The organism is Streptomyces shenzhenensis, assembly GCF_021462265.1.
GTDB classification, from domain to species: domain Bacteria; phylum Actinomycetota; class Actinomycetes; order Streptomycetales; family Streptomycetaceae; genus Streptomyces; species Streptomyces shenzhenensis.
In genome coordinates this window covers 66,959-86,379 of the sequence record NZ_JAJONF010000016.1, presented here as the reverse complement: position 1 = coordinate 86,379, position 19,421 = coordinate 66,959, and the positions used below count along the sequence as shown (strand labels likewise).

Annotated in this window: 13 protein-coding genes, 1 tRNA gene, 1 other RNA gene and 2 pseudogenes; 12 read left to right on the top strand and 5 right to left on the bottom strand. The window is 73.2% G+C overall.

The annotated features are described in order from the left end of the window. Positions 1-14 precede the first annotated feature (14 nt). Positions 15-644: an HhH-GPD-type base excision DNA repair protein gene (locus LQ326_RS21535; RefSeq protein WP_234538910.1), complete on the bottom strand. Its 630-nt coding sequence runs from the start codon at positions 642-644 to the stop codon at positions 15-17. A gap of 142 nt (positions 645-786) precedes the next feature. Here LQ326_RS21535 and LQ326_RS48745 point away from each other — a divergent pair, with 142 nt between their 5' ends. From LQ326_RS48745 to LQ326_RS21510, 6 genes and pseudogenes are all read left to right on the top strand, one after another. Continuing rightward, entirely contained in the window at positions 787-1,797 is a 1,011-nt protein-coding gene (locus tag LQ326_RS48745; RefSeq protein ID WP_372496913.1) for a penicillin acylase family protein, read from the top strand. A gap of 170 nt (positions 1,798-1,967) precedes the next feature. Continuing rightward, entirely contained in the window at positions 1,968-2,351 is a 384-nt protein-coding gene (locus LQ326_RS48740) for a penicillin acylase family protein (RefSeq protein ID WP_372496912.1), read from the top strand. Continuing rightward, positions 2,344-2,991, top strand: coding sequence for a GNAT family N-acetyltransferase (locus tag LQ326_RS21525; RefSeq protein ID WP_234538909.1), 648 nt, complete (start codon positions 2,344-2,346; stop codon positions 2,989-2,991). The genes LQ326_RS48740 and LQ326_RS21525 overlap by 8 nt, the downstream gene beginning before the upstream one ends. Further along, positions 2,963-3,451 carry a cupin domain-containing protein gene (locus LQ326_RS21520; RefSeq protein WP_234538907.1) on the top strand — a complete coding sequence of 163 codons (489 nt, stop codon included), beginning with the start codon at positions 2,963-2,965 and terminating at the stop codon, positions 3,449-3,451. Before LQ326_RS21525 ends, LQ326_RS21520 begins: the two co-directional genes overlap by 29 nt. A 98-nt stretch (positions 3,452-3,549) precedes the next feature. Then, positions 3,550-3,858, top strand: a pseudogene (locus tag LQ326_RS21515) (SDR family NAD(P)-dependent oxidoreductase); the annotation flags it as partial. Between the two features lie 232 nt (positions 3,859-4,090). Continuing rightward, entirely contained in the window at positions 4,091-5,962 is a 1,872-nt protein-coding gene (locus tag LQ326_RS21510; protein ID WP_234539026.1) for a copper resistance CopC/CopD family protein, read from the top strand. 29 nt (positions 5,963-5,991) lie between these two features. On the opposite strand, the gene LQ326_RS21505 is transcribed toward LQ326_RS21510, so the two are convergent. The 3 genes from LQ326_RS21505 to LQ326_RS21495 all read right to left on the bottom strand — a co-directional run bounded on the left by LQ326_RS21505 (position 5,992) and on the right by LQ326_RS21495 (position 10,367). Next, entirely contained in the window at positions 5,992-6,501 is a 510-nt protein-coding gene (locus LQ326_RS21505; protein ID WP_234538905.1) for a DinB family protein, read from the bottom strand. Between the two features lie 211 nt (positions 6,502-6,712). Then, on the bottom strand, positions 6,713-9,148 hold the full coding sequence (locus LQ326_RS21500) for a helicase C-terminal domain-containing protein (RefSeq protein ID WP_234538903.1): 2,436 nt from the start codon (positions 9,146-9,148) through the stop codon (positions 6,713-6,715). 295 nt (positions 9,149-9,443) lie between these two features. Next, a complete protein-coding gene (locus tag LQ326_RS21495) occupies positions 9,444-10,367 on the bottom strand; it encodes an alpha/beta fold hydrolase (RefSeq protein ID WP_234538902.1) in 924 nt (307 codons plus the stop codon). Positions 10,368-10,607: 240 nt separating this feature from the next. Here LQ326_RS21495 and LQ326_RS21490 point away from each other — a divergent pair. Then, positions 10,608-11,346, top strand: a pseudogene (locus LQ326_RS21490) (tyrosine-type recombinase/integrase); the annotation flags it as partial. A gap of 67 nt (positions 11,347-11,413) precedes the next feature. On the opposite strand, the gene LQ326_RS21485 reads toward LQ326_RS21490, so the two are convergent. Beyond that, positions 11,414-11,501, bottom strand: a tRNA-Ser gene (locus tag LQ326_RS21485). Positions 11,502-11,574: 73 nt separating this feature from the next. Here LQ326_RS21485 and ffs point away from each other — a divergent pair. The 5 genes from ffs (at position 11,575) to LQ326_RS21460 (ending at position 19,340) form a co-directional block, all read left to right on the top strand. Then, positions 11,575-11,669: signal recognition particle sRNA small type (gene ffs / locus LQ326_RS21480), an RNA gene on the top strand. 48 nt (positions 11,670-11,717) lie between these two features. Then, positions 11,718-13,970, top strand: coding sequence for a DNA polymerase III subunit gamma and tau (locus LQ326_RS21475; RefSeq protein ID WP_234538900.1), 2,253 nt, complete (start codon positions 11,718-11,720; stop codon positions 13,968-13,970). A 170-nt stretch (positions 13,971-14,140) separates the two neighbouring features. Then, the gene (purD, locus tag LQ326_RS21470; protein WP_234538898.1) at positions 14,141-15,397 is read left to right on the top strand and encodes a phosphoribosylamine--glycine ligase; all 1,257 of its coding nucleotides are present in this window, start codon (positions 14,141-14,143) and stop codon (positions 15,395-15,397) included. A gap of 276 nt (positions 15,398-15,673) precedes the next feature. After that, on the top strand, positions 15,674-17,491 hold the full coding sequence (locus tag LQ326_RS21465; RefSeq protein ID WP_234538897.1) for a M48 family metalloprotease: 1,818 nt from the start codon (positions 15,674-15,676) through the stop codon (positions 17,489-17,491). A gap of 352 nt (positions 17,492-17,843) precedes the next feature. Beyond that, positions 17,844-19,340 carry a N,N-dimethylformamidase beta subunit family domain-containing protein gene (locus LQ326_RS21460; protein ID WP_234538896.1) on the top strand — a complete coding sequence of 499 codons (1,497 nt, stop codon included), beginning with the start codon at positions 17,844-17,846 and terminating at the stop codon, positions 19,338-19,340. Positions 19,341-19,421: the final 81 nt, after the last annotated feature.

Here is a 19,421-nt window from a genome sequence, read left to right as displayed (position 1 = left end):
CAGGGAGCGGCTGATCAGGTGACCCCGTCCTGCTTGCCGCTGCCCCCGCCCTTCGCCGCCTTCGCCGCCGCCTTCATCTCCTGCTTGTGGGCCCGCACCTTCGCCAAGGACTCGGGCCCGGTGATGTCGGCCACCGACCGGTACGCCGCCGCCTCCCCGTACGCCCCCGCGGCCTCCCGCCACCCCTTCGGCGTCACCCCCAGCTGCTTGCCCAGCAACGCCAGGAAGATCTGCGCCTTCTGCTTCCCGAACCCCGGCAGCTCCTGGAGCCGCTTGAGCAGCTCGGTCCCGCTGTCGACGTCACGCCAGACGCCCTCGGCGTCACCGTCGTAGTGCTCGACGAGGTACTGACACAGCTGCTGGATCCGCTTCGCCATGGAACCGGGGTACCGGTGCACCGCCGGCTTCTCGGAGAGCAGCGCGGCGAACGCCTCCGGATCCTGGGCGGCGATCTCATGGGCGTCCAGATCGTCCGTACCCATGCGCTGTGCGATGGTCGCCGGCCCCTTGAAGGCCCACTCCATCGGCACCTGCTGGTCGAGCAGCATGCCGGTGAGCGCGGCGAGCCTGCTGCGGCTGAGGAGTTCGTCGGCCTCGGGGTCCTGGGCGAGGCGCAGGGCGGGGGCGTTGGCGTTGGCGTCCATGGCTCGATGATCCCGCGCGCGGACCGGCTTCGCGCGACCGAGGGTGCGGGCCTCCCCCGCCCCTCCCGTCCGGCTTCCCCTCACGTACGATCCCTCCGCAAGTTGCTTAGGTAAGGCTAACCTCATACAAGGGGGTCATCGGGTGGCCATCGAGACGTACCGCGACGCCTGGGGCATCCCGCATCTGCGGGCGGGTGATGTCCGCGAACTCGCCAGAGCGCAGGGCCGGGTCACGGCCCATGACCGGGCCTGGCAACTGGAGGTGGAACGGCACCGCGCGCAGGGCACGTCGGCGTCCTTCCTCGGCACCGAGGCCGTCGCCTGGGACGTCTTCGCCCGCCGGGCCCGCCTGGCGGACACGGCGAGCCGCTGCTTCGAGGCGCTGGAGAGACGGGACCCGGAGACGGCGGACTGGGTACGGGCGTACGTGGCAGGCGTCAACGAGGGCCTGCCGGCCGGCGCCGCCCGTGCGCCCGAGTTCGCCCGCACCGGCCTGGCCCCCGGTACCTGGGAGCCGTGGCATCCTCTCGGCATCTGGCTGACCACCCGCATCCTGTTCGCCGGCTTCCCGGCCAAGCTGTGGCGCGAGGAGGCGGTACGGCACCTGGGCGAGGTGGCGATCCCCCTGTTCGCCACCGACGGCCCGGGTACCTCCGGCAGCAACGGCTGGCTCCTCGCCGGCTCCCGCACCACCACGGGCCACGCCCTCCTCGCCGGGGACCCCCACCGCTTCATCGAGGCCCCCGGGATCTACCAGCAGATCCGTCTCTCCTGCCCCGACTTCGACGTCGTCGGCCTGGCGGTCCCGGGCGTCCCCGGCATCGCCCACTTCGCCCACACGGGCACGGTCGCCTGGTCCGTCACCAACGCGATGGCCGACTACCAGGACGTCTACCGGGAGCGCCTGCGGCGTACGGAGACCGGCGTGCAGGCCCTCGCCCCGGACGGCGCCTGGACCCCGGTCGAACAACACACGGAGACCATCGAAATCTCCGGCAACCCCCCGCTGCGCATCGAAGTACTCGAAACCCCGCGGGGCCCGATCATCACCGCGGCCCCGGACAACTCGGAAACCGGCCCAGCGAAAGCCACGGAAACCACGGGACCCCCCTCCCCCACACCGGCACCCGCCAACGCCGCCGGCCCCTCATAGGGACGCCCCACGCCCGCCCCGCCTTCGCCGCCCTCGCCGAACCCCCGGCCCACCCCGAGGTCCTGCTCCCGTGGCTGGCCCTCACCCCCCGTATCGGCTTCGCCCTCGAACACCTCCTGAGGGCGGATGAGCTGTACGGCGTCGACCGCCCCGCCGCCGTCCGCGCGGCCGTGGAGGACGTCGCGGCCGACCTGCCCGCCGGCACCTGGGGGGACACCCACCGCCTCGCCCCCTGGCGGGCGCTGCCCGACCCGTCGCCGTCCGAGGGACCGGCGCTGTCCGGCGACCACGACTGCGTGCTGTGCACCTCCGCCGTCCCCGGCCTCACCGACCGCTCCGCGCGGGGCCCCGCCGCCCGCTACGTCTGGGACCTGGCCCACCGCGAGGACAGCCTCTGGGTGGTCCCGTCCGGCGCCGACGGCGTCCCCGGCGCACCGCACCACACCGACCAACTCCCCTTGTGGCTCAAGGGAGAACTGGCGCCGGTCGTCACCGACTGGACCCGCCTGGAACGCGTACACCTGACAGAACGCGCGGAGGACGCCGATGTCTGAGCAGCACGAGCACCACCCTGCCTTCGAACACCCCGCCCCCGGGTTCGGCACCGTCCGCCTGCGTCCCCTCGACCCCGAGCGCGACGCGGACGTCGTCCACACCTGGGTCAGTGCGGAACGCGCCGCCTTCTGGGGCATGACCGGCCTCACCCGCTCCCAGGTCGCCGGGATCTACGCCCACATGGCCGCCCTCGACACCCACCACGCATACCTCGCCCTTCTCACCCACCCCGGCGAGAAGGGCGGCACCCCGGTGGGGCTGCTCCAGACGTACGACCCCGTGGCCGACCGGGTGAGCGAGTGCTATGACGTCCGCCCCGGTGACATCGGCATCCACGTCCTCCTCGCCCCGGCCGGCCCCGACGGCCCCCGCCCCGGCTGGACGCAGGCCCTGCTGAGCGCCTTCACGGCGTACGTCCTGCGCGCTCCCGGCCGGCACCGCATCGTCGTGGACCCCGACGTCCGCAACGAGAAGGCGATCGCCCGCTTCCGGCGCCACGGCTTCGAGCCCGGCCCCGCCGTCGTACTCCCCGAGATCGACCTCCCCGACGTCCACCTGCCCGAAAAGCACACTCAACTGGCTTTTCTCACCCGGCCGGTAGCCTTCCAAGATGTCCTTCCCGACACCGACCCCCGATGACCTCATCGCCCTCTACGGCCTGGAGCCGATCCCCCGCGAAGGCGGCCTGTTCCGGCAGACCTGGGCCGGTCCCGCACGTGCCGACGGCCGCCCCGAGGGCACCGCCATCGTCGCCCTCCTCACCGCCGCCGACCACTCGGCCCTGCACCGCCTCCCCACCGACGAGATCTGGCACTTCTACCTGGGCGACCCCCTGAACCTCCTGCTTCTCGCCCCCGACGGCACCACCAGCACCCCGGTCCTGGGCCCCGACCTCCTCGGCGGCCAGCACATCCAGCTGACCGTCCCGGCCGGCACCTGGATGGGCGCCCGCGTGGCACCCCCGGGCGCCTGGACCCTCTTCGGCTGCACGATGGCCCCCGGATTCACCTTCGAGGGTTACGAACACGGGGACCCGGCCCACCTCACGACGCGTTACCCGTCCGAAGCCGCCCGCATCACGGAACTCTGCCGCCCATGAAGACCCACCTGCCTCATCCGCCTCATCTGCTGGACGGACAGACCGCCCTGGTCACGGGCGCGAGCGGCGGCATCGGGCGGGTCATCGCCCGGCGCCTGGCCGGCCACGCCCACTACAGCACGGCGAAGGCGGCGGTGGTCATGCACGCGAGGGCGGCGGCCCTGGAATACGGCCGCTCCGGCATCCGCGTCAACACGGTCTCCCCGGGCCTGATCGACCGGGAAGGGCCGGCGGAGGCCTGGCCGGAGGGGGTGCGGCGATGGCAGGAGGCGGTGCCCGCGGGCCGCTTGGGGAGCGCGGAGGACGTGGCGAACGCGGTGGTCTTCCTGGCCTCGCCGCTCGCGTCCTGGATCACCGGCCACGACCTGGTGGCCGACGGCGGCGTGTCGGCGCGCCCGACGTGGTGAGGTGCCCCGCGCAGGGGTGCGGAGCCGCACCAGGCGGGTCGGCGGGGGATACGAGTTGGCAGGGGGCTGATCGCGTCCGCGCGGCGGCGCTGCCGCGGCCCCCCGCCGACCCGCAGATCCCGCCGATCCCGCAGAAGAATGAGCGCCACAGACCTCTCAGCCGTACGACCTGGGAACGCGTGTTTCCGAACTCGGAGCGGGTGACGTGAGCGAAGGACACGGCAAGCGGCGGGTGACGCCGACCGGCAACCACGGGAACAGGACCCTGCGCGCCCTCGCGCTCCTCGGCACTCTCCTCGCCGCCCTCCTCCTGGGCTCTGCCACCCCCGCGGCCGCGCACGCGGCCCTGCGCGGCAGCGACCCCGCCGACGGCGCCGTACTCAAGTCGTCGCCCCGGTCCATCACCCTCACCTTCACCGAGTCCGTCGGCCTCCTCGACGACTCGTTCCGGGTGTACGACCCCACCAACCACCGGGTGACCACCGGCGAGGCCGAACACGGCCCGGCCGGCTCGGACACCGCCCGGATCACCTTCCCGAAGAAACTCCGCACCGGCACGTTCACCGTGGCGTGGCGGATCGTCTCGGCGGACAGTCACCCCATCTCCGGCGCCCTCACCTTCTCCGTGGGCAAGCCGTCGGCGACCAGGGCGACCGTCGCCATCGGGGCCGACGAGAACCCGGTCACCGGCAGCCTCTACAACATCGGCCGCTACGTCGCGTACACAGCCGTGGCGCTGCTCATAGGCGCCGTCGCCTTCATGGCCGTCTGCCGCCCGCCGGACCCCGCCCCTCTGCGCCGACCGGTCCGCGCGGCCTGGTGGGCCCTGCTCGCCTCCACCCTCTTCCTCTTCGTCCTCCGTTCCCCGTACGAGGAGGGCACCTCCCCGGCGACGGCCTTCGACCTCTCCGCCCTCGCCAAGTCCGCGACCGGCCGCCCCGGCCTCGCCCTGCTGACCCGGGTGGCCCTCCTGGCCCTCACGGCAGCCCTGTACCTCGTCCTCCGCAAGCGCGTGAACGGGGCCCGCCCGTCCCGCCCCCTCCTCGCCACGGCCGCCGTCCTCTCCCTCGCCCTGGCCCTGACCTGGGCGGCGGCGGAACATGCCTCGGCCGGCATCCAGGTCCCGCTGGCGATGACGTCCTCCGTGCTGCACCTGTTGTCCATGGCGCTCTGGCTGGGCGGCCTCACGGCCCTCCTCATCACCCTCCAGCGCTCCGCCACGCCCCTGCCCGCCGCCGTGGTCGCCCGCTTCTCCCGCGTGGCCTTCGCCGCGGTGACGGTCCTCGTCGGCACCGGCGTCTACCAGTCCTGGCGCGGCCTCGGCTCCTGGCAGGCGCTCACCGACACGTCGTACGGCCGGCTCCTCCTCCTCAAACTGGCCGCGGTGACCCTGCTGCTGGCGGCGGCCTCGCGGTCCCGCCGCTGGACGGCGAAACTGGCGACGGCAACGGCTCCGGCCGTGCCCACCCCCGACCGCGTCCCCCTGCCGGTCGGCGCCCCGGCCCCGGCGAACCCACCGACTGCCGAGAACCCACCACCCGTGGCCGAACCGTCCCCCCTCGGCAAACCGTCAAGCCCGGACGAACCGCCCGCCACCTCCACCGGCCGTCACCAGGCCGCCCTGCGCCGTTCGATCCTCACCGAAGTGGCCGTCGGCGTCGCCGTCCTGGGCATCACCACGATCCTCACCGGCACCCTGCCCGGCCGGGCCGCGGCCGAGGCGGCCGAGTCGGGTACGGCGCCGGGCACGACCGGCATCCCCGCGGCCGCCGTCGCCGTCGTCCCCTTCGACGTCGGCACTCCGAACGGCCACGGCAAGGTACAGATCACCCTGGACCCGGGCCGGGTCGGCGCGAACTCGGTGCAGGCGGTCGCCTTCGGCCCCGACGGCGGCATCTCCTCCGTTCCCGAACTCCGCCTCTCCTTCACCCTCGCCGCCCAGAAGATCGGTCCCCTGCCCGCCAACGTGACGGACCGCGGCGGCTATTGGGCCGCCGACTCCGTCAACCTCCCGATCGCGGGCGAGTGGACGATGTCGGTGACGGTAAGGGTGTCCGACCTGGACCAGGTGACGGTGACGAAGAAGATCCGGATCGCCGCCTAGCCGAACCCCGACCGTGGGCGCCTGCCCGCTCAGGCGCCCACGGTCCCGTCGACGCCCTCGCGCAGGAAGTCGGCGTGCCCGTTGTGGCGGCCGTACTCCAGGAGGACGTGCAGCATCACCATGCGCAGCGACACCTCCTCCTCCCACCTCGGCTGGTATCCGGCCTGGTCCAGGGAGCCGGCCGCACGCTCGATACGGCGCGAGGTCGCCACCTCGGCCTCCCAGGCGGCGAACGCCTCCTGCCTGGTCGACCCGCTCGCGTCGTACGCCGCCTGGAAGTCGATCTCGTCGGACCACACCATGGGCGCGCCCTGGTCCTCGAACACCCGGCGGAACCAGGCGCGTTCCACTTCCGCCATGTGCCGCACCAGACCGAGCAGCGACAACGTGGACGGCGGCATCGACCGCCGCCGCAACTCCTCGTCGGTGAGCCCCTCGCACTTCATGGCGAGGGTCGCCCGGTGGTAGTCGAGAAAAGCCCGCAGTGTGTCCCGCTCAGTGCCGAAACTGGGCGGTCCCACCCGCTCGTCGCCGCTCACCGACCCCACTCCTCATCCATTCCGGTCCCCCGTTCGCCCGCCCCGACGAGAAAAACGGCCCGGACAAGTACGACGGCGGCAGTCCCTCCAGAGATGAGCGGAGACTGTACCCGGTCGCCCTTCGGAACCCGAACCGCGACCAGGGGTTCAGCTTCCGGCCCCTGCCCCACTTGACCGAGCCGAGGAAGAGCAACGGCCCCCTGTTCGGCCCCTATTCGGGCATGGGACTCATGACGCCGTGGATTCGGGAGAGGGTGAAAACGCGCTCGTCGTCCCGCAGATGGCACCACGCTTCGAGGTAGGGCGGGTCGAGCATGAGGCGGCTGAGGGTGCGCATCGTCCGGTTTCCCGAGGCGGCGACGTACTCGACGGTGATGGGTTCACCGGCGTCGATGGCATGGGCGAGCTGACGGACGTCGCTGTACGGCAGGCGTTTCGCCCACCCTGCGACGATCTCCTCCGTGTCCGTGGCGAAGGCCGGTCCGCCGTCGAACGGCGCGGGTTCGGGAGGCGTCGGCGGAGCCTGCAGCAGCTGGGCGGCCAGGATGCTCGGGTCGGCCACGGCGGATGCCTTCGCCGCGGCTGTGGCGTTGGCCCGGCCGTTGCCCCTCGCGCCGGTGCCGCGCGGAGCCGGCACAGCGGCGGCGGCCCGCTGGGACTCGGCCTTCTCGATCCGTACCGTGCCCTCGGCAGTCTCGGCGACGGGGGCGTATCCCTCGGCCCGGAGCGCGCCGAGAGTCGTGTCGAGCGGGCTGCGGCTGACCAGCACCGTCGGTGCCAGCTGTCGCAGTCCGAGCGGCGCGAGCCTGCGGTGGGCGACGAGTTCGGCCAGGAGGGCGGGTTCGTCGCTGTGGAGGACACAGGCGGCGGGGGCTATGCGCACCCGCCCATGGCCGCGGGCGGTGTCGGCGATCAGGTACGACAGGGGCTGCGGCAGGGGCCCGGCGGCGACGGCGGCCAGGTCGGCCGTGATGTCCTCGGGGCGACGGCCCGCGTCCAGGGCCCGCCGGATGCCGGCGGCGCCGAACCGCCACACCGATGCCGTGCCGCTGGTCTCGCGGTCGGCGACGGAGTCCAGGAGTGAGGCCAGCCGCGCGGACGGTGTGCCGGTGACGACGGCGGTGAGGTCCGCGCCGATCCGTGCCGTCGCGGTGGCCGAGGGCAGCAGTCGCCGGCACTCGATGCCCAGCCCCTCCGTGTCGCCGGTTGCGAGGTGGATGCCGAGGGCGGACAGGGCACCGCGGGCGAGTACGCCCAGGAGCTCGGCCTCACGGATCACGGCGGCGAAGGGTGTTCCGTCCGAGGGCGACGAGTGGGCGAGCGGGCGGTACCACGTGATCAGGGGCCCCAGATCCGAGGTGGCCGTCGCACCCTGTCCTGCCGGCAGCCGCGCGGCTGCGGCCAGCAGCCCGTGGCGAGCCTGCGCGCAGCCGTCGCAGGGCGGTGCTCCCGAAAGAGCGGGAAGCGCCTTGTTGTCCTCGTCGCGTGCCTGGGTCGGGGTGAGCGGCAGGTTCCGCCAGGCCTGGAGCAGTACGGCGAACTGCTCCGGGGGCTCCTGTTCCGCCCAGGCGTCATACGCGTCGGTGGGTGCGACGCGATCGCCGTCCCGGCCCAGGAGACCCGCGGCGTACGCGGTCTCCAGGGTGAGGCGTACGACGGCGTCGTCGGTCTGGACCGCCTTGCCGATGCGGGCCAGTTCACGCGCGCCGATCCCGCCGGACTTCAGCCGGGCGGGCGCGGTCGCCGAGCAGGCCGACAGAACCGAGGCGGCGTGCGACACGAACGCCGTGGCCGCGGCCGACGCCTCGTGGTCCACCTCGGTCGAGGTGATGGACGCCAGGCGCGTGGCAGGCGGGACGGGTTCGAACGGGGCGTGCCAGCCCGGTCCGCGCAGTGCGAGCGCGACCTCGGCCGGCATGCGCGCCGGACCGTGGCGGTGACGGTCCTGGATCAGGAGTCCCCGCTCCAGCGCCCATCGCTCGCCCGGTTCGAGACCGGGGCCGAGAGCGCCGAACACGACGAACCGGGTCTGCCCCGACACACCCTCCGCTCGGCGGTCGAGCAGCTTCCGGGCCGCCGCGGGGGCTTTCGAGACCACCGAGACAACCTGCTCCGGGTCGCTGTGGTGTCCCACCAGTGCGGCCAGTCGCTGGGGCTTGGTGCCCGGCGGCTTGAGGCCCAGTGCCGCCAGCATGCCGCGCAGTTCGTCGGAGGTCGCGCCGGCGAGCAGCTGCTCCAGCGGCGCGTCCAGCCCCAGGGGCGTGTCCCAGGCCTGCCGCAGGGGTCCGGCCATACGGAGCCGCCCGGTGCCGTCCGGCCAGACCAGAGCGTGATCGGCGAGCACTTCCAGCACGGCGTCCAGTTCGCGGGTGGATTCCTCGCCGACCACTCCCAGCAGTTCCGCCAGGGCATCGCGCGCCGCGGGCGCCGCCAGCGCCGCCAGCGCCTCGGCCACCTGGAGATGCGGCAGCGCGAGCCGCGGCAGGGCCAGTGCCACCGATCCCGGGCGCTGAAGCCGGTCCGCCAGTTCTCCCACTGAGCGCGGCTCGGGAGGGGAGACGGCATCCTTCCGCGTCCCGAGTACGCGTGCCAGCCGAGAGGCGTCGAGGCTGCCCAGCCATGCCGTCAGTGTTGATCGTGACTTCACGTGGTGTGCACCTCGTAAGACCAGGGATGTCGCGGCGGGCCGGAGTCCCGGCGCCGGTTTCCAGGATGGCGTACGCCAGTGATCAGCGGGCCCACATGAGGGGAGCATCCCCCGGAAAGCGGAAGCGCTGCCTTGGGACTTCGGCCTGAGCCCTGAGCTTGGGAAGCTCGGGTCCTCTATGGGCGATCGGTCGGCTGACCCGTGGCGCAGCGGTGTCAGCGCCTGACCTGTTGCTGTCTGCTTCCCGGGCGGAGATGGGCTGGATCGACAGCGCGGCGGCCGAAGCCCTCTGCGGCTACCGAGCAGCGGCGGCCTGGGCGGTGACCGTCTGAATAGCCTTGACGGCGAGGTCGGGGCGGTCGACGTAGATGTAGTGACCGCTGCCGGCGGCGGTGCTGAGGACGCTGCGCCTGGAGAGCGCGCGCCACTGCTGCTGGCCCTCGGCCCACGCCTGCTCCAGGGCGGGGCCGTAGTCGGGGATGTCGCCGAACGCTGCCTCGTGCTTGATGATCTGCACCGGGATGTTCCCCGCGGAGCGGACCTCGGCGTCGGGGACGACGAGCCGCTCCGGGTTCTGGCCCTCGTTGACCGCGATGGCCTGGGCACGCACCTCGGCCGCGATCCCGGTGGCGGTCTCGGGGATCACCTTCAGGATGCTCGCCTTCAGGGCCGGGAGCGTGGCGTCCATCAGAACCAGACCCTTGACCCGGTCCCGGTGGTCGGGGGCGTACCGGCCGGCGATCAGTCCGCCGAGGGAGTGGGCGGCCAGCACGACCGGGCGATCACCGGCGATCCGGTCGAGCACGCCGGTGAGGATCCTGCCGCTGTCGCGGATGGTCTGGGGGCCCTTCGGCTGGTCGCTCTGGCCCTCGCCGAGCCGGTCGTAGGAGCAGACCCTGTCCTCCTTGCTCAAGGTCTCCTGCAGGCCGGCCATCGTGTCCAGCCCGTCGCCCGCACCGGCCATGAGCATGATGACCGGCCGGTCAGCCACCGGACGGCCGGAGCACGAGACGTTCACCGAGTAGCCGTTGACGAGGATCTTCTCGGTCCCCGTGAACGAGTCCAGGTGTCCGTGCCGCACCGTCGTGGCGGCCACCACGTTCAGTGTCTGCGTCTCCGTCCGCGTCCGGGCGGTGAGTTCCCCGTGGCTGACGAAGCCCGCGCCGGCCACGGCGGAGAACGTGGCAGCCACGGCGATGGTCTTGAGTATGCGGTTCACGGGGCCTCCAGGCAGAACGAGGAAAGTCGCAGTAGGTGTGGGTTCCGGGCCTGCACCCGGACGGTGCGCGGACCCTTGTCCGGCGCCGCCGCCGGTGTGCGGCGGCGACACCACAGACGCTAGGGATTCGGCAGCCCGGAGGCGTCACCCCCCAGATGTCTCTCGCGCGTAGCTCGCACGGGTGACACCCCGGCTCCAGGCCTGTGCTGAGCACTGAGAACGTCGCCAAGCCGTACGTCTCGGAGAACGCAGGCTTCCGGGAGTTCCGCCGGCACCGCCCATCACGCGCATCGCACGATCCGGGTCGCCGTCGGTGAAGCGGTCCGGCGCGGGCACGTCGTCACCAACGCGGCCGAGATCGCCAAGGCTCCCCGCCTGGAAGAGGAGGACATCGAGCCGTACACGATCGAAGAGGTACAGAGCCTCCTCGTCGAGGCGGCCAAGCTCCGCAGCAGCGCGGGCTGGGTCGTCGCCCTGGCGCTCGGCCTTCGGCAAGGTGAGGCGCTCGGGGCACTGGGAAGACGTCGACCTCGACGCGGGGTACGCCCGCATCCGCAAGAACCGGCTCCGGCCGAAGCACGCGCACGGCTGCGGCGGCGAACCCTGCGGCCGGAAGGCGGGCTACTGCCCCAAGCGGGAGCAAACGGGGGCGGCCGGTGCCGACCGGCAGGGCAAGGGGTACGTCTTCGCCTCGCCGGTCGGCGGACCGCTGAGCCCCAACACCGACTTCCATGTCCGGAAGAGGCTTCTCCGGGACGCCGGCGTACGAGACGGCCGTCTTCATGACGCTCGCCACACCGCCGCGACCGTGCTCCTGATCCTCGGCGTCCCGGACGTCGTGATCGACTCGATCATGGGGTGGGAGCCCGGAGGAACGGCCCGGATGCGCGCTCGGTACATGCACGTGACCGGGACCACTCTCCGAAAGGTCGCGCGGCAAGTTGGCGATGCGCTCTGGGGGCTCCCGAAAACGAACTGAGACGGACAACGTCGAAGGGCCCCACCGCAAGCGGTGGGGCCCTTCGACATCGTGCCCGGTGAGGCACTGGCGGAGGATACGAGATTCGAACTCGTGAGGGGTTGCCCCCAACACGCTTTCCAAGCGTGCGCCCTAGGCCTCTAGGCGAATCCTCCGCCGGAAACATTACATGACCGAGAGGAGTGCTCGCGAACTCGTTCTCACCTGCTGACGTCGGGTACTCTGTGCGGAGCCCCTCACGCGGCGCTATCTGACTGAACTCCCCCAGGGCCGGAAGGCAGCAAGGGTAGGTTGGCTCTGGCGGGTGCGTGGGGGGCCCTTGCGTTTGCGGGCGGGGCTGGTTGTCAGTGGGCGCCTATAACCTCGTAGGTGTGTCGTCTCTCGCGCTGTACCGCCGCTATCGCCCGGAGTCGTTCGCCGAGGTCATCGGGCAGGAGCATGTCACCGGCCCGTTGCAGCAGGCGCTGCGGAACAACCGGGTCAATCACGCGTACCTGTTCAGCGGGCCGCGTGGGTGCGGGAAGACGACCAGCGCGCGGATCCTGGCCCGGTGCCTGAACTGCGAGCAGGGTCCCACCCCGACTCCGTGCGGGGAGTGCCAGTCGTGCCAGGACCTGGCGCGCAACGGGCCCGGTTCCATCGACGTCATCGAGATCGACGCGGCCTCTCACGGTGGTGTGGACGACGCCCGTGAGCTGCGCGAGAAGGCCTTCTTCGGGCCCGCCTCCAGCCGCTACAAGATCTACATCATCGACGAGGCCCACATGGTCACGTCGGCCGGCTTCAACGCGCTGCTCAAGGTCGTCGAGGAGCCGCCGGAGCATCTCAAGTTCATCTTCGCCACGACCGAGCCCGAGAAGGTCATCGGGACCATCCGGTCGCGGACCCATCACTATCCGTTCCGGCTGGTGCCGCCGGGGACTCTCCGGGACTACCTCGGCGAGGTGTGCGGCCAGGAGAAGATCCCCGTCGAGGAGGGCGTGCTGCCGCTCGTCGTGCGGGCCGGCGCCGGATCCGTGCGTGACTCCATGTCCGTCATGGACCAGCTGCTCGCCGGGGCCGGTGCAGACGGTGTGACGTATGCCATGGCCACCTCTCTGCTGGGGTACACGGACGGGTCGCTGCTCGACTCCGTCGTCGAGGCTTTCGCGACGGGCGACGGCGCCGCGGCCTTCGAGGTCGTCGACCGGATCATCGAGGGGGGCAACGACCCGCGCCGCTTCGTCGCCGACCTGCTGGAGCGGCTGCGGGACCTGGTGATCCTCGCCGCCGTCCCGGACGCCGCCGAGAAGGGGCTGTTCGACGCCCCCGCAGACGTTCTCGAACGGATGCAGGCCCAGGCCGGCATCTTCGGCGCCGCCGAGCTCAGCCGCGCCGCCGACCTCGTCAACCAGGGCCTTACGGAGATGCGCGGCGCCACGTCCCCGCGCCTCCAGCTGGAGCTGATCTGCGCCCGCGTGCTGTTGCCGGCGGCGTACGGGGACGAGCGGTCCGTGATGGCCCGCCTCGACCGGCTGGAGCGGGGCGTCAACTTCTCGGGCGGGGGCGGTGCGCCCGCCATGGGATACGTCCCTGGTCCGGAGGCGCACCTGCCGCCGCCCCCGGCTCCTGTGCAGCAGGCGGGCGGCCCGGCCGCGGCCCGCGCGGCCGTACGAGGGGGAGCGGCGCCGAGCCCGACCCAGGCGCCGAGCCCGACCCAGGCGCCGACCCCGCCCCCGGCGCCCACCCCGGCCCCCGCGGCGAGCCCGGCACCCGCACCGGCCCCAGTGCCTCCGGTCGCCGCGGAGGCGGCTGCCGCTGCCCCTGCCTCCGCCCCTACCCCTCCCCCTCCCGCGCCCGGCGCCTGGCCGACGGCAACCCCCGCAGGCGGCGGTACCCGCCGCCCCGGCGGCTGGCCGACGGCCACGGGCGCTCCGGCGGCTCAGCAGGCCCCGCCATCCCCGCCGTCCCCGGCGACGCGGGCGGCCCAGCCGGCCCCCGCCCCGGCCCCGACCGCCGCTTCGGCTCCCGCTCCCGCCGCCCCTGCGGGTGGTCTCGACCCGCGGGTGCTCTGGCCGAACATCCTGGAAGCGGTCAAGAACCGCCGCCGCTTCACCTGGATCCTGCTCAGCCAGAACGCCCAGGTCGCCGGTTTCGACGGCACCACCCTCCAGCTCGGCTTCGTCAACGCCGGCGCCCGGGACAACTTCGCGAGCAGTGGCAGCGAGGAGGTGCTGCGGCAGGCGCTGGGCGAACAGTTCGGCGTGCAGTGGCGGATCGAGGCGGTCGTCGACCCGACAGGTGGCGGCGGCGCAGCTCCGCCGCCCGGCGGAGGTTACGGCGGCGGGCCGTCCGCCAGCTACGGCGCGCCCGCGGCATCCGGCTACGGCAGTGCCGCCCCGGCGGCCCCGGCCCGTCCCGCGCCCGCCCAGCAGGCCCCGGCAACGGGCCCGGCCCAGAGCCGGCCTTCCTCCCCGTCGGCGCCGGCCCCGGCCCCCACCGCCCCGGAACCGCCCCCGGTAGCCCCCGAGGACGACATCCCCGAGGAGGACGACCCCGACCTCGACGAGTCGGCCCTCTCCGGCCACGAACTGATCGTGAAGGAACTGGGGGCGACGGTGGTGGAGGAGTTCCAGAACGAGTGACGCCGGGTTCACTCCCAGCCTGTCCGGCGTTTGAGGACGAGGCCGTTCAGGCCGAAGCGGGGGTTTGGGGGCGGCAGCCCCCAAGGACGGCCACTTCAGCGGGCGGCCACCCCGCAGCTCCGGCCCCTTGGAGGAACCTCCAGTCGGCCCACCCGGCTACGCTGGCCCCCGTGAAGGTCCTCGTCATCGGCAGCGGCGCCCGCGAACACGCCCTGTGCCGCTCTCTGTCCCTCGATCCCGACGTCACCGCGCTGCACTGCGCCCCCGGCAACGCCGGCATCGCCGAGGTGGCCGAGCTGCACCAGGTCGATGCCCTGGACGGCGCGGCCGTCACCGAGCTGGCCCGGGAGACCGGCGCCGACCTCGTGGTCGTCGGCCCGGAGGCCCCCCTGGTCGCCGGGGTCGCCGACGCCGTGCGCGAGGCGGGCATCCCGGTCTTCGGCCCCTCCGGGGCGGCCGCACGGATCGAGGGGTCCAAGGCGTTCGCCAAGGACGTGATGGCCGGGGCCGGAGTGCCCACGGCCCGCTCGTACGTCTGCACGAACGCCGAGGAGGTCGCCGAGGCGCTGGACGCCTTCGGCGCGCCGTACGTCGTGAAGGACGACGGACTCGCGGCCGGCAAGGGCGTCGTCGTCACGGACGACCTGGAGGCCGCAAAGGCGCACGCCGCCGCCTGCGACCGTGTCGTCATCGAGGAGTTCCTGGACGGCCCCGAGGTCTCCCTCTTCGCGATCACCGACGGCGAGACGGTCCTCCCGCTGCAGCCCGCCCAGGACTTCAAGCGCGCCCTGAACGGGGACGAGGGCCCGAACACGGGCGGCATGGGGGCCTACTCCCCGCTGCCCTGGGCCGACCCCAAGCTCGTCGACGAGGTCCTGGAGACCGTCCTCCAGCCGACCGTCGACGAGATGCGGCGCCGCGGCACCCCGTTCTCCGGTCTGCTCTACGCCGGCCTCGCGATCACCTCGCGCGGTGTGCGGGTCATCGAGTTCAACGCCCGCTTCGGCGACCCGGAGACCCAGGTGGTCCTCGCCCGTCTGAAGACCCCGCTGGCCGGCGTCCTGCTCGCCGCCGCGAACGGCGGCCTCGGCGACCTGCCGCCGCTGCGCTGGCGCGACGACGCGGCCGTCACCGTCGTCGTCGCCTCGCACAACTACCCGGACACCCCGCGCACCGGCGACCCCATCACCGGCCTCGACGAGATCGCCGCCGTGGACGCGCCGCACGCCTACGTCCTGCACGCGGGGACCAAGCGCGTCGGCGACGACGTGGTCAGCGCCGGCGGCCGGGTCCTCTCCGTCACGGCGACCGGCAAGGACCTCACCCAGGCCCGTGAGCGGGCGTACACGGCGGTGGCCCGGATCGGACTCGACGGCTCCCAGCACCGTACGGACATCGCCGCGAAGGCGGCGGCCGGGGAGGCCTGACCCCGGTTCCCGCAGACCCGTTCCCGACCAGGCCCCGGACCCCGAAATCCGGGGCCTGATCATTGCTGTCTGTCGATCACCTCTGACCAAAGCCATTCCATCGAGTGACCGATGCCCCATCCGGCTGACGGGGGCCGAGGCCCCAACTAGGGTGCGGCGCAAGCGTTCCGGCACTTGGCCCACCGGCATTGCGATGTCAGTGACGGGTGCCACAGTGGGGGAGTGAGCAACAGCCAGGACAGGCCGAGGACAGCAGGGAGGGGGTGAGGTCGGGACGTGACCAGTACCAGCGTCGGAATCGGCGCGGAGGCGGGAGCGCAGGCGGCGCGCAGCCGGGCGCTCGCCGTGCTGCGTATCCGCGGCCGGGCCCTGGCCATGGCCCTGTTGCCCGCCGCGGCCGCGGTGATCCTGCTGACCGGCGGTTCCACCGGCCACTTCGTCGGCCACGGCTGGGACACCGCCCGCTGGATCGTCGGCGCCCTCGCCGTACTGGTGCTGCTGGCCGCCGCCGCTGTCGCCCTGGTCGTGGCCCGCGCCCGCCCGGCCGTGAGCCCCACCGTCCCGATCCCGGAGGAGTCCGCTCCGGACCTGTACCGGATGATGCGCGACCTCGCCGACCGCCTCGACGTGCCGGCGCCCTCCGCCATAGCGCTCACCCCGGACTGTGACAGCTGGCTGGAGGACCGCACCCACCCGGCGCACGGCCCGCCCGCGCCCAAGGGCGGCGACGAGCTCGGCACCCCGGGTCCGCACCGCCGCACCCCGGCCGCCCCCGTCCTCGTCATAGGCTCCCCGTTCCTGTGGTGGATGCGCGTCGGCGAGCTGCGCGCGGTCCTCGCCCCGGTCGTCGCCGGTACGGGCCCCTCGGCGCACCCGGACATAGCGGCCGCCCGCCGCTTCGTGCGAGGCCTGGACGCGGCGGTGGGCGTCTCCGCGACGCCCGCCCGATGTCCGGCCGCCCGCCTGGTGTGCGCGGGCGTCGGCTGGGTGGCCCGGCTGCTGCTGCGCGGCTGCCGGGAGCACGCGGCACTGATGGAGCGCGGGGTCGCCGCCGCGGCCGCTGAGCGGGCCCAGGCCGTGGACTACGGACTGCGGATCGTCGCCCAGGAACAGGTCGGCCTCGCGTACGCCGGCTGGGACCGCCTGCTCACCCGGGTCGCGCTGCCCGCCTGGCGGATGGGCCGCTGGCCCTCCCGGCTGGACGCGGGCGTGGTCGCGGCCCTCACCGAGCTGTCCCGGCGCGACCGGCTGGCCGAGGGCTTCGCCTCCCGGCTCGGCGAGCGGCCCGCCTGCGACCTGCTGGAGGAGCCGGGGCTGGTGGACGAGGCCGCCTCGCTGCTCGCCGCCCGCCTCTTCCACGGCGGCCCCGCCGAGCCCGGCCCGGCCTGGTCGCCGGTGGCCTGGCAGGAGTACCCGGACGAGGTCGTCGACCGTACCTGGCGCACCGAGGCGGCCCGCCTGCACCGCGTCCTGGACGCCCTCGGGGTCCGCGCCACCCCGGATCCCGCCGCCCCCGAGCCGGACGGCCCGACCCTGGCCCGCGTCCTGGACCACCTGACCGTCCCGTCCGCCGCCGGCAGCCGCCCGTGCCCTCCGGCGTACGACGCGGACTCCCGCACCCCCGGCTGCGAGGACGAGGAAGCCGGCGAGCCCGCCGGTACCGAGCGCAGCGCCGCTCTCGCCGCCGGCCTCACCGCGGCCCTCGCCCGCGAGGAGCACGAGGGCACGCCCGGGACGACGGCCGCCGCGGTGCCACCCTCCGGCGGCCCCGCCCCCGGCGGCCAGGGCGGCCCCGGCAGCCCTCTGTGGGACGACGGCGCACTGCCCCTCTTCCCGCTCCAGCCCCCGCGCACCGCCCGCGAACTCCTCGCCGACCACGTGACGGCGATGGTGTGCTGCGCGGCCGTGGACACCGCCGGAGCCACCCCCGGCCTGGACTGGCTCGACGGCCCGTCCCTGCTGGTCGGCGGCGAGCGGGCCGCCGACCTGACGCCCAGAGTTCTCAGCCTCATCGAGGAGGGAGACCCGGCCCCGCTGCGGGCCTGGCTGGTCAAGTCCGGAATACGGCCGGAGAAACCGCTCCGACTGGTCTGACCTCGGCTTTTCGGTGCTTTAGCGGAGTGAAGTGTTCCACTTCAGGCAAATTCACGACGAACCGTGACCGTACGCGTGCGTTATGTGATGTGCTGGGATCGTTCGCGGATGTGGCAAGCGCACCCGACATAAGGCAGACGCCACAGTCGCGGCACCGCACGCATGGCACGCGTGGCACGCATGGCGGGACACGGCGCCATCGGCGAGACGGCAGCGCCCGAAACAGGTACGACGACGCAGGACGCGGGCGCAACGGCGCAGGACACAGGTACGACAGCACAGCACGTGCGCCCACATCGCACATCGGCTCGTATCGGCACACTTCGCGGGGGCACGCGGGAGGGGAGCCACCATGGCATCGGACCAGATCCGCCGCTGGGAGTCGGGAGCACTCGCGCACGCCGTCACGGATCCCTTCGGCCAGGGTCCCGTTCCCTGGCTGCGCGGCAGTGAGACCTACTTCGACGACACCGGTCATGTCGTCCCCTGGTACGTGGACCCCAGCCGGCCACAGCCCACCGGCGAGAACCCCAGGGTCCCCGCACCGCGCACCGCCATCGGCGGCCCGCGCTCGGCGGACGACGTGCACCGCCAGATCAAAGGATTCACCTCGACCGGCGCGGTCGCCCCGGGCGAGGCCGTCGACTTCCACATCACCGTCGATCCGCCACAGGAATTCAGCGTCGACATCTACCGCATCGGCCACTACGGCGGCGACGGCGCATCCAAGATCACCACCAGCCCCCGGCTGTCCGGCATCGTCCAGCCGCCGCCGCTGACCGCCGACCGCACGGTCTCCTGCCACCACTGGTGGCTGTCGTGGCGGCTGCAGGTCCCGTCGTACTGGAGCATCGGCGCGTACGTCGCCGTGCTCACCACGGCCGACGGCTACCGCTCCCACGTGCCCTTCACCATCCGCGACGACCACCCGGCCGACCTGCTGCTCCTGCTGCCGGACATCACCTGGCAGGCGTACAACCTCTACCCCGAGGACGGCCACACCGGCGCCAGCCTCTACCACGCCTGGGACGAGCGGGGCCGGCTGCTCGGCGAGGCCGACGCGGCGACCACCGTCTCCTTCGACCGGCCGTACGCGGGCGCCGGCCTGCCCCTGCACGTCGGCCACGCCTACGACTTCATCCGCTGGGCCGAGCGCTACGGCTACGACCTCGCCTACGCCGACGCCCGCGACCTGCACGCCGGCCGTGTCGACCCCACCCGCTACCGGGGCCTGGTCTTCCCGGGCCACGACGAGTACTGGTCGCCGCAGATGCGCCGCACGGTCGAACTGGCCCGCGACAGCGGCACGAGCCTCGTCTTCCTCTCCGCCAACACGATGTACTGGCAGGTGGAGTTGGGGCCTTCCCCGTCCGGGGTCGAGAACCGCCTGCTGACCTGCCGAAAGCGCAAGGGCCCGGGAAAGCCCGTGCTCTGGCGTGAGATCGACCGGCCGGAACAGCAGACGGTCGGCATCCAGTACGCGGGCCGGGTGCCCGAGCCGTACCCCCTGATCGTGCGCAACGCGGGGCACTGGCTCTGGGAGGGCACCGGAGCGCACGAGGGCGACGGACTCCCGGGTCTGGTGGCCGGCGAGGCCGACCGCTACTTCCCGCGCACCGCGCTGCCCGAGCACGAGGAGCGCATCCTGCTCGCCCACTCCCCCTACACCGACAACGGCGGCGTCCTGCGCCACCAGGAGACCTCCCTCTACCGCGCCCCCTCCGGCGCCCTGGTCTTCGCCTCCGGCACCTTCGCCTGGTCCCCGGCCCTGGACCGCCCCGGCCACGTCGACCCCCGGGTCCAGCGCGCCACCGCCAACCTCCTGGACCGCATCTGCAAACACGACTGACCCGCACAGGTGGCCGCGCGGCCCCGCTGTCCGTGCGCAACCCGGCATACGGGAGAATCGAGGGCACCTGTACAGAACCAC

What these genes read in the sequence shown, in the direction of transcription:
- LQ326_RS21535 (WP_234538910.1), bottom strand. Translation starts at nt 644, where the DNA reads ATGGACGCCAACGCCAACGCCCCCGCCCTGCGCCTCGCCCAGGACCCC.
- LQ326_RS21525 (WP_234538909.1), top strand. Translation starts at nt 2,344, where the DNA reads ATGTCTGAGCAGCACGAGCACCACCCTGCCTTCGAACACCCCGCCCCC.
- LQ326_RS21520 (WP_234538907.1), top strand. Translation starts at nt 2,963, where the DNA reads ATGTCCTTCCCGACACCGACCCCCGATGACCTCATCGCCCTCTACGGC.
- LQ326_RS21460 (WP_234538896.1), top strand. Translation starts at nt 17,844, where the DNA reads ATGGCATCGGACCAGATCCGCCGCTGGGAGTCGGGAGCACTCGCGCAC.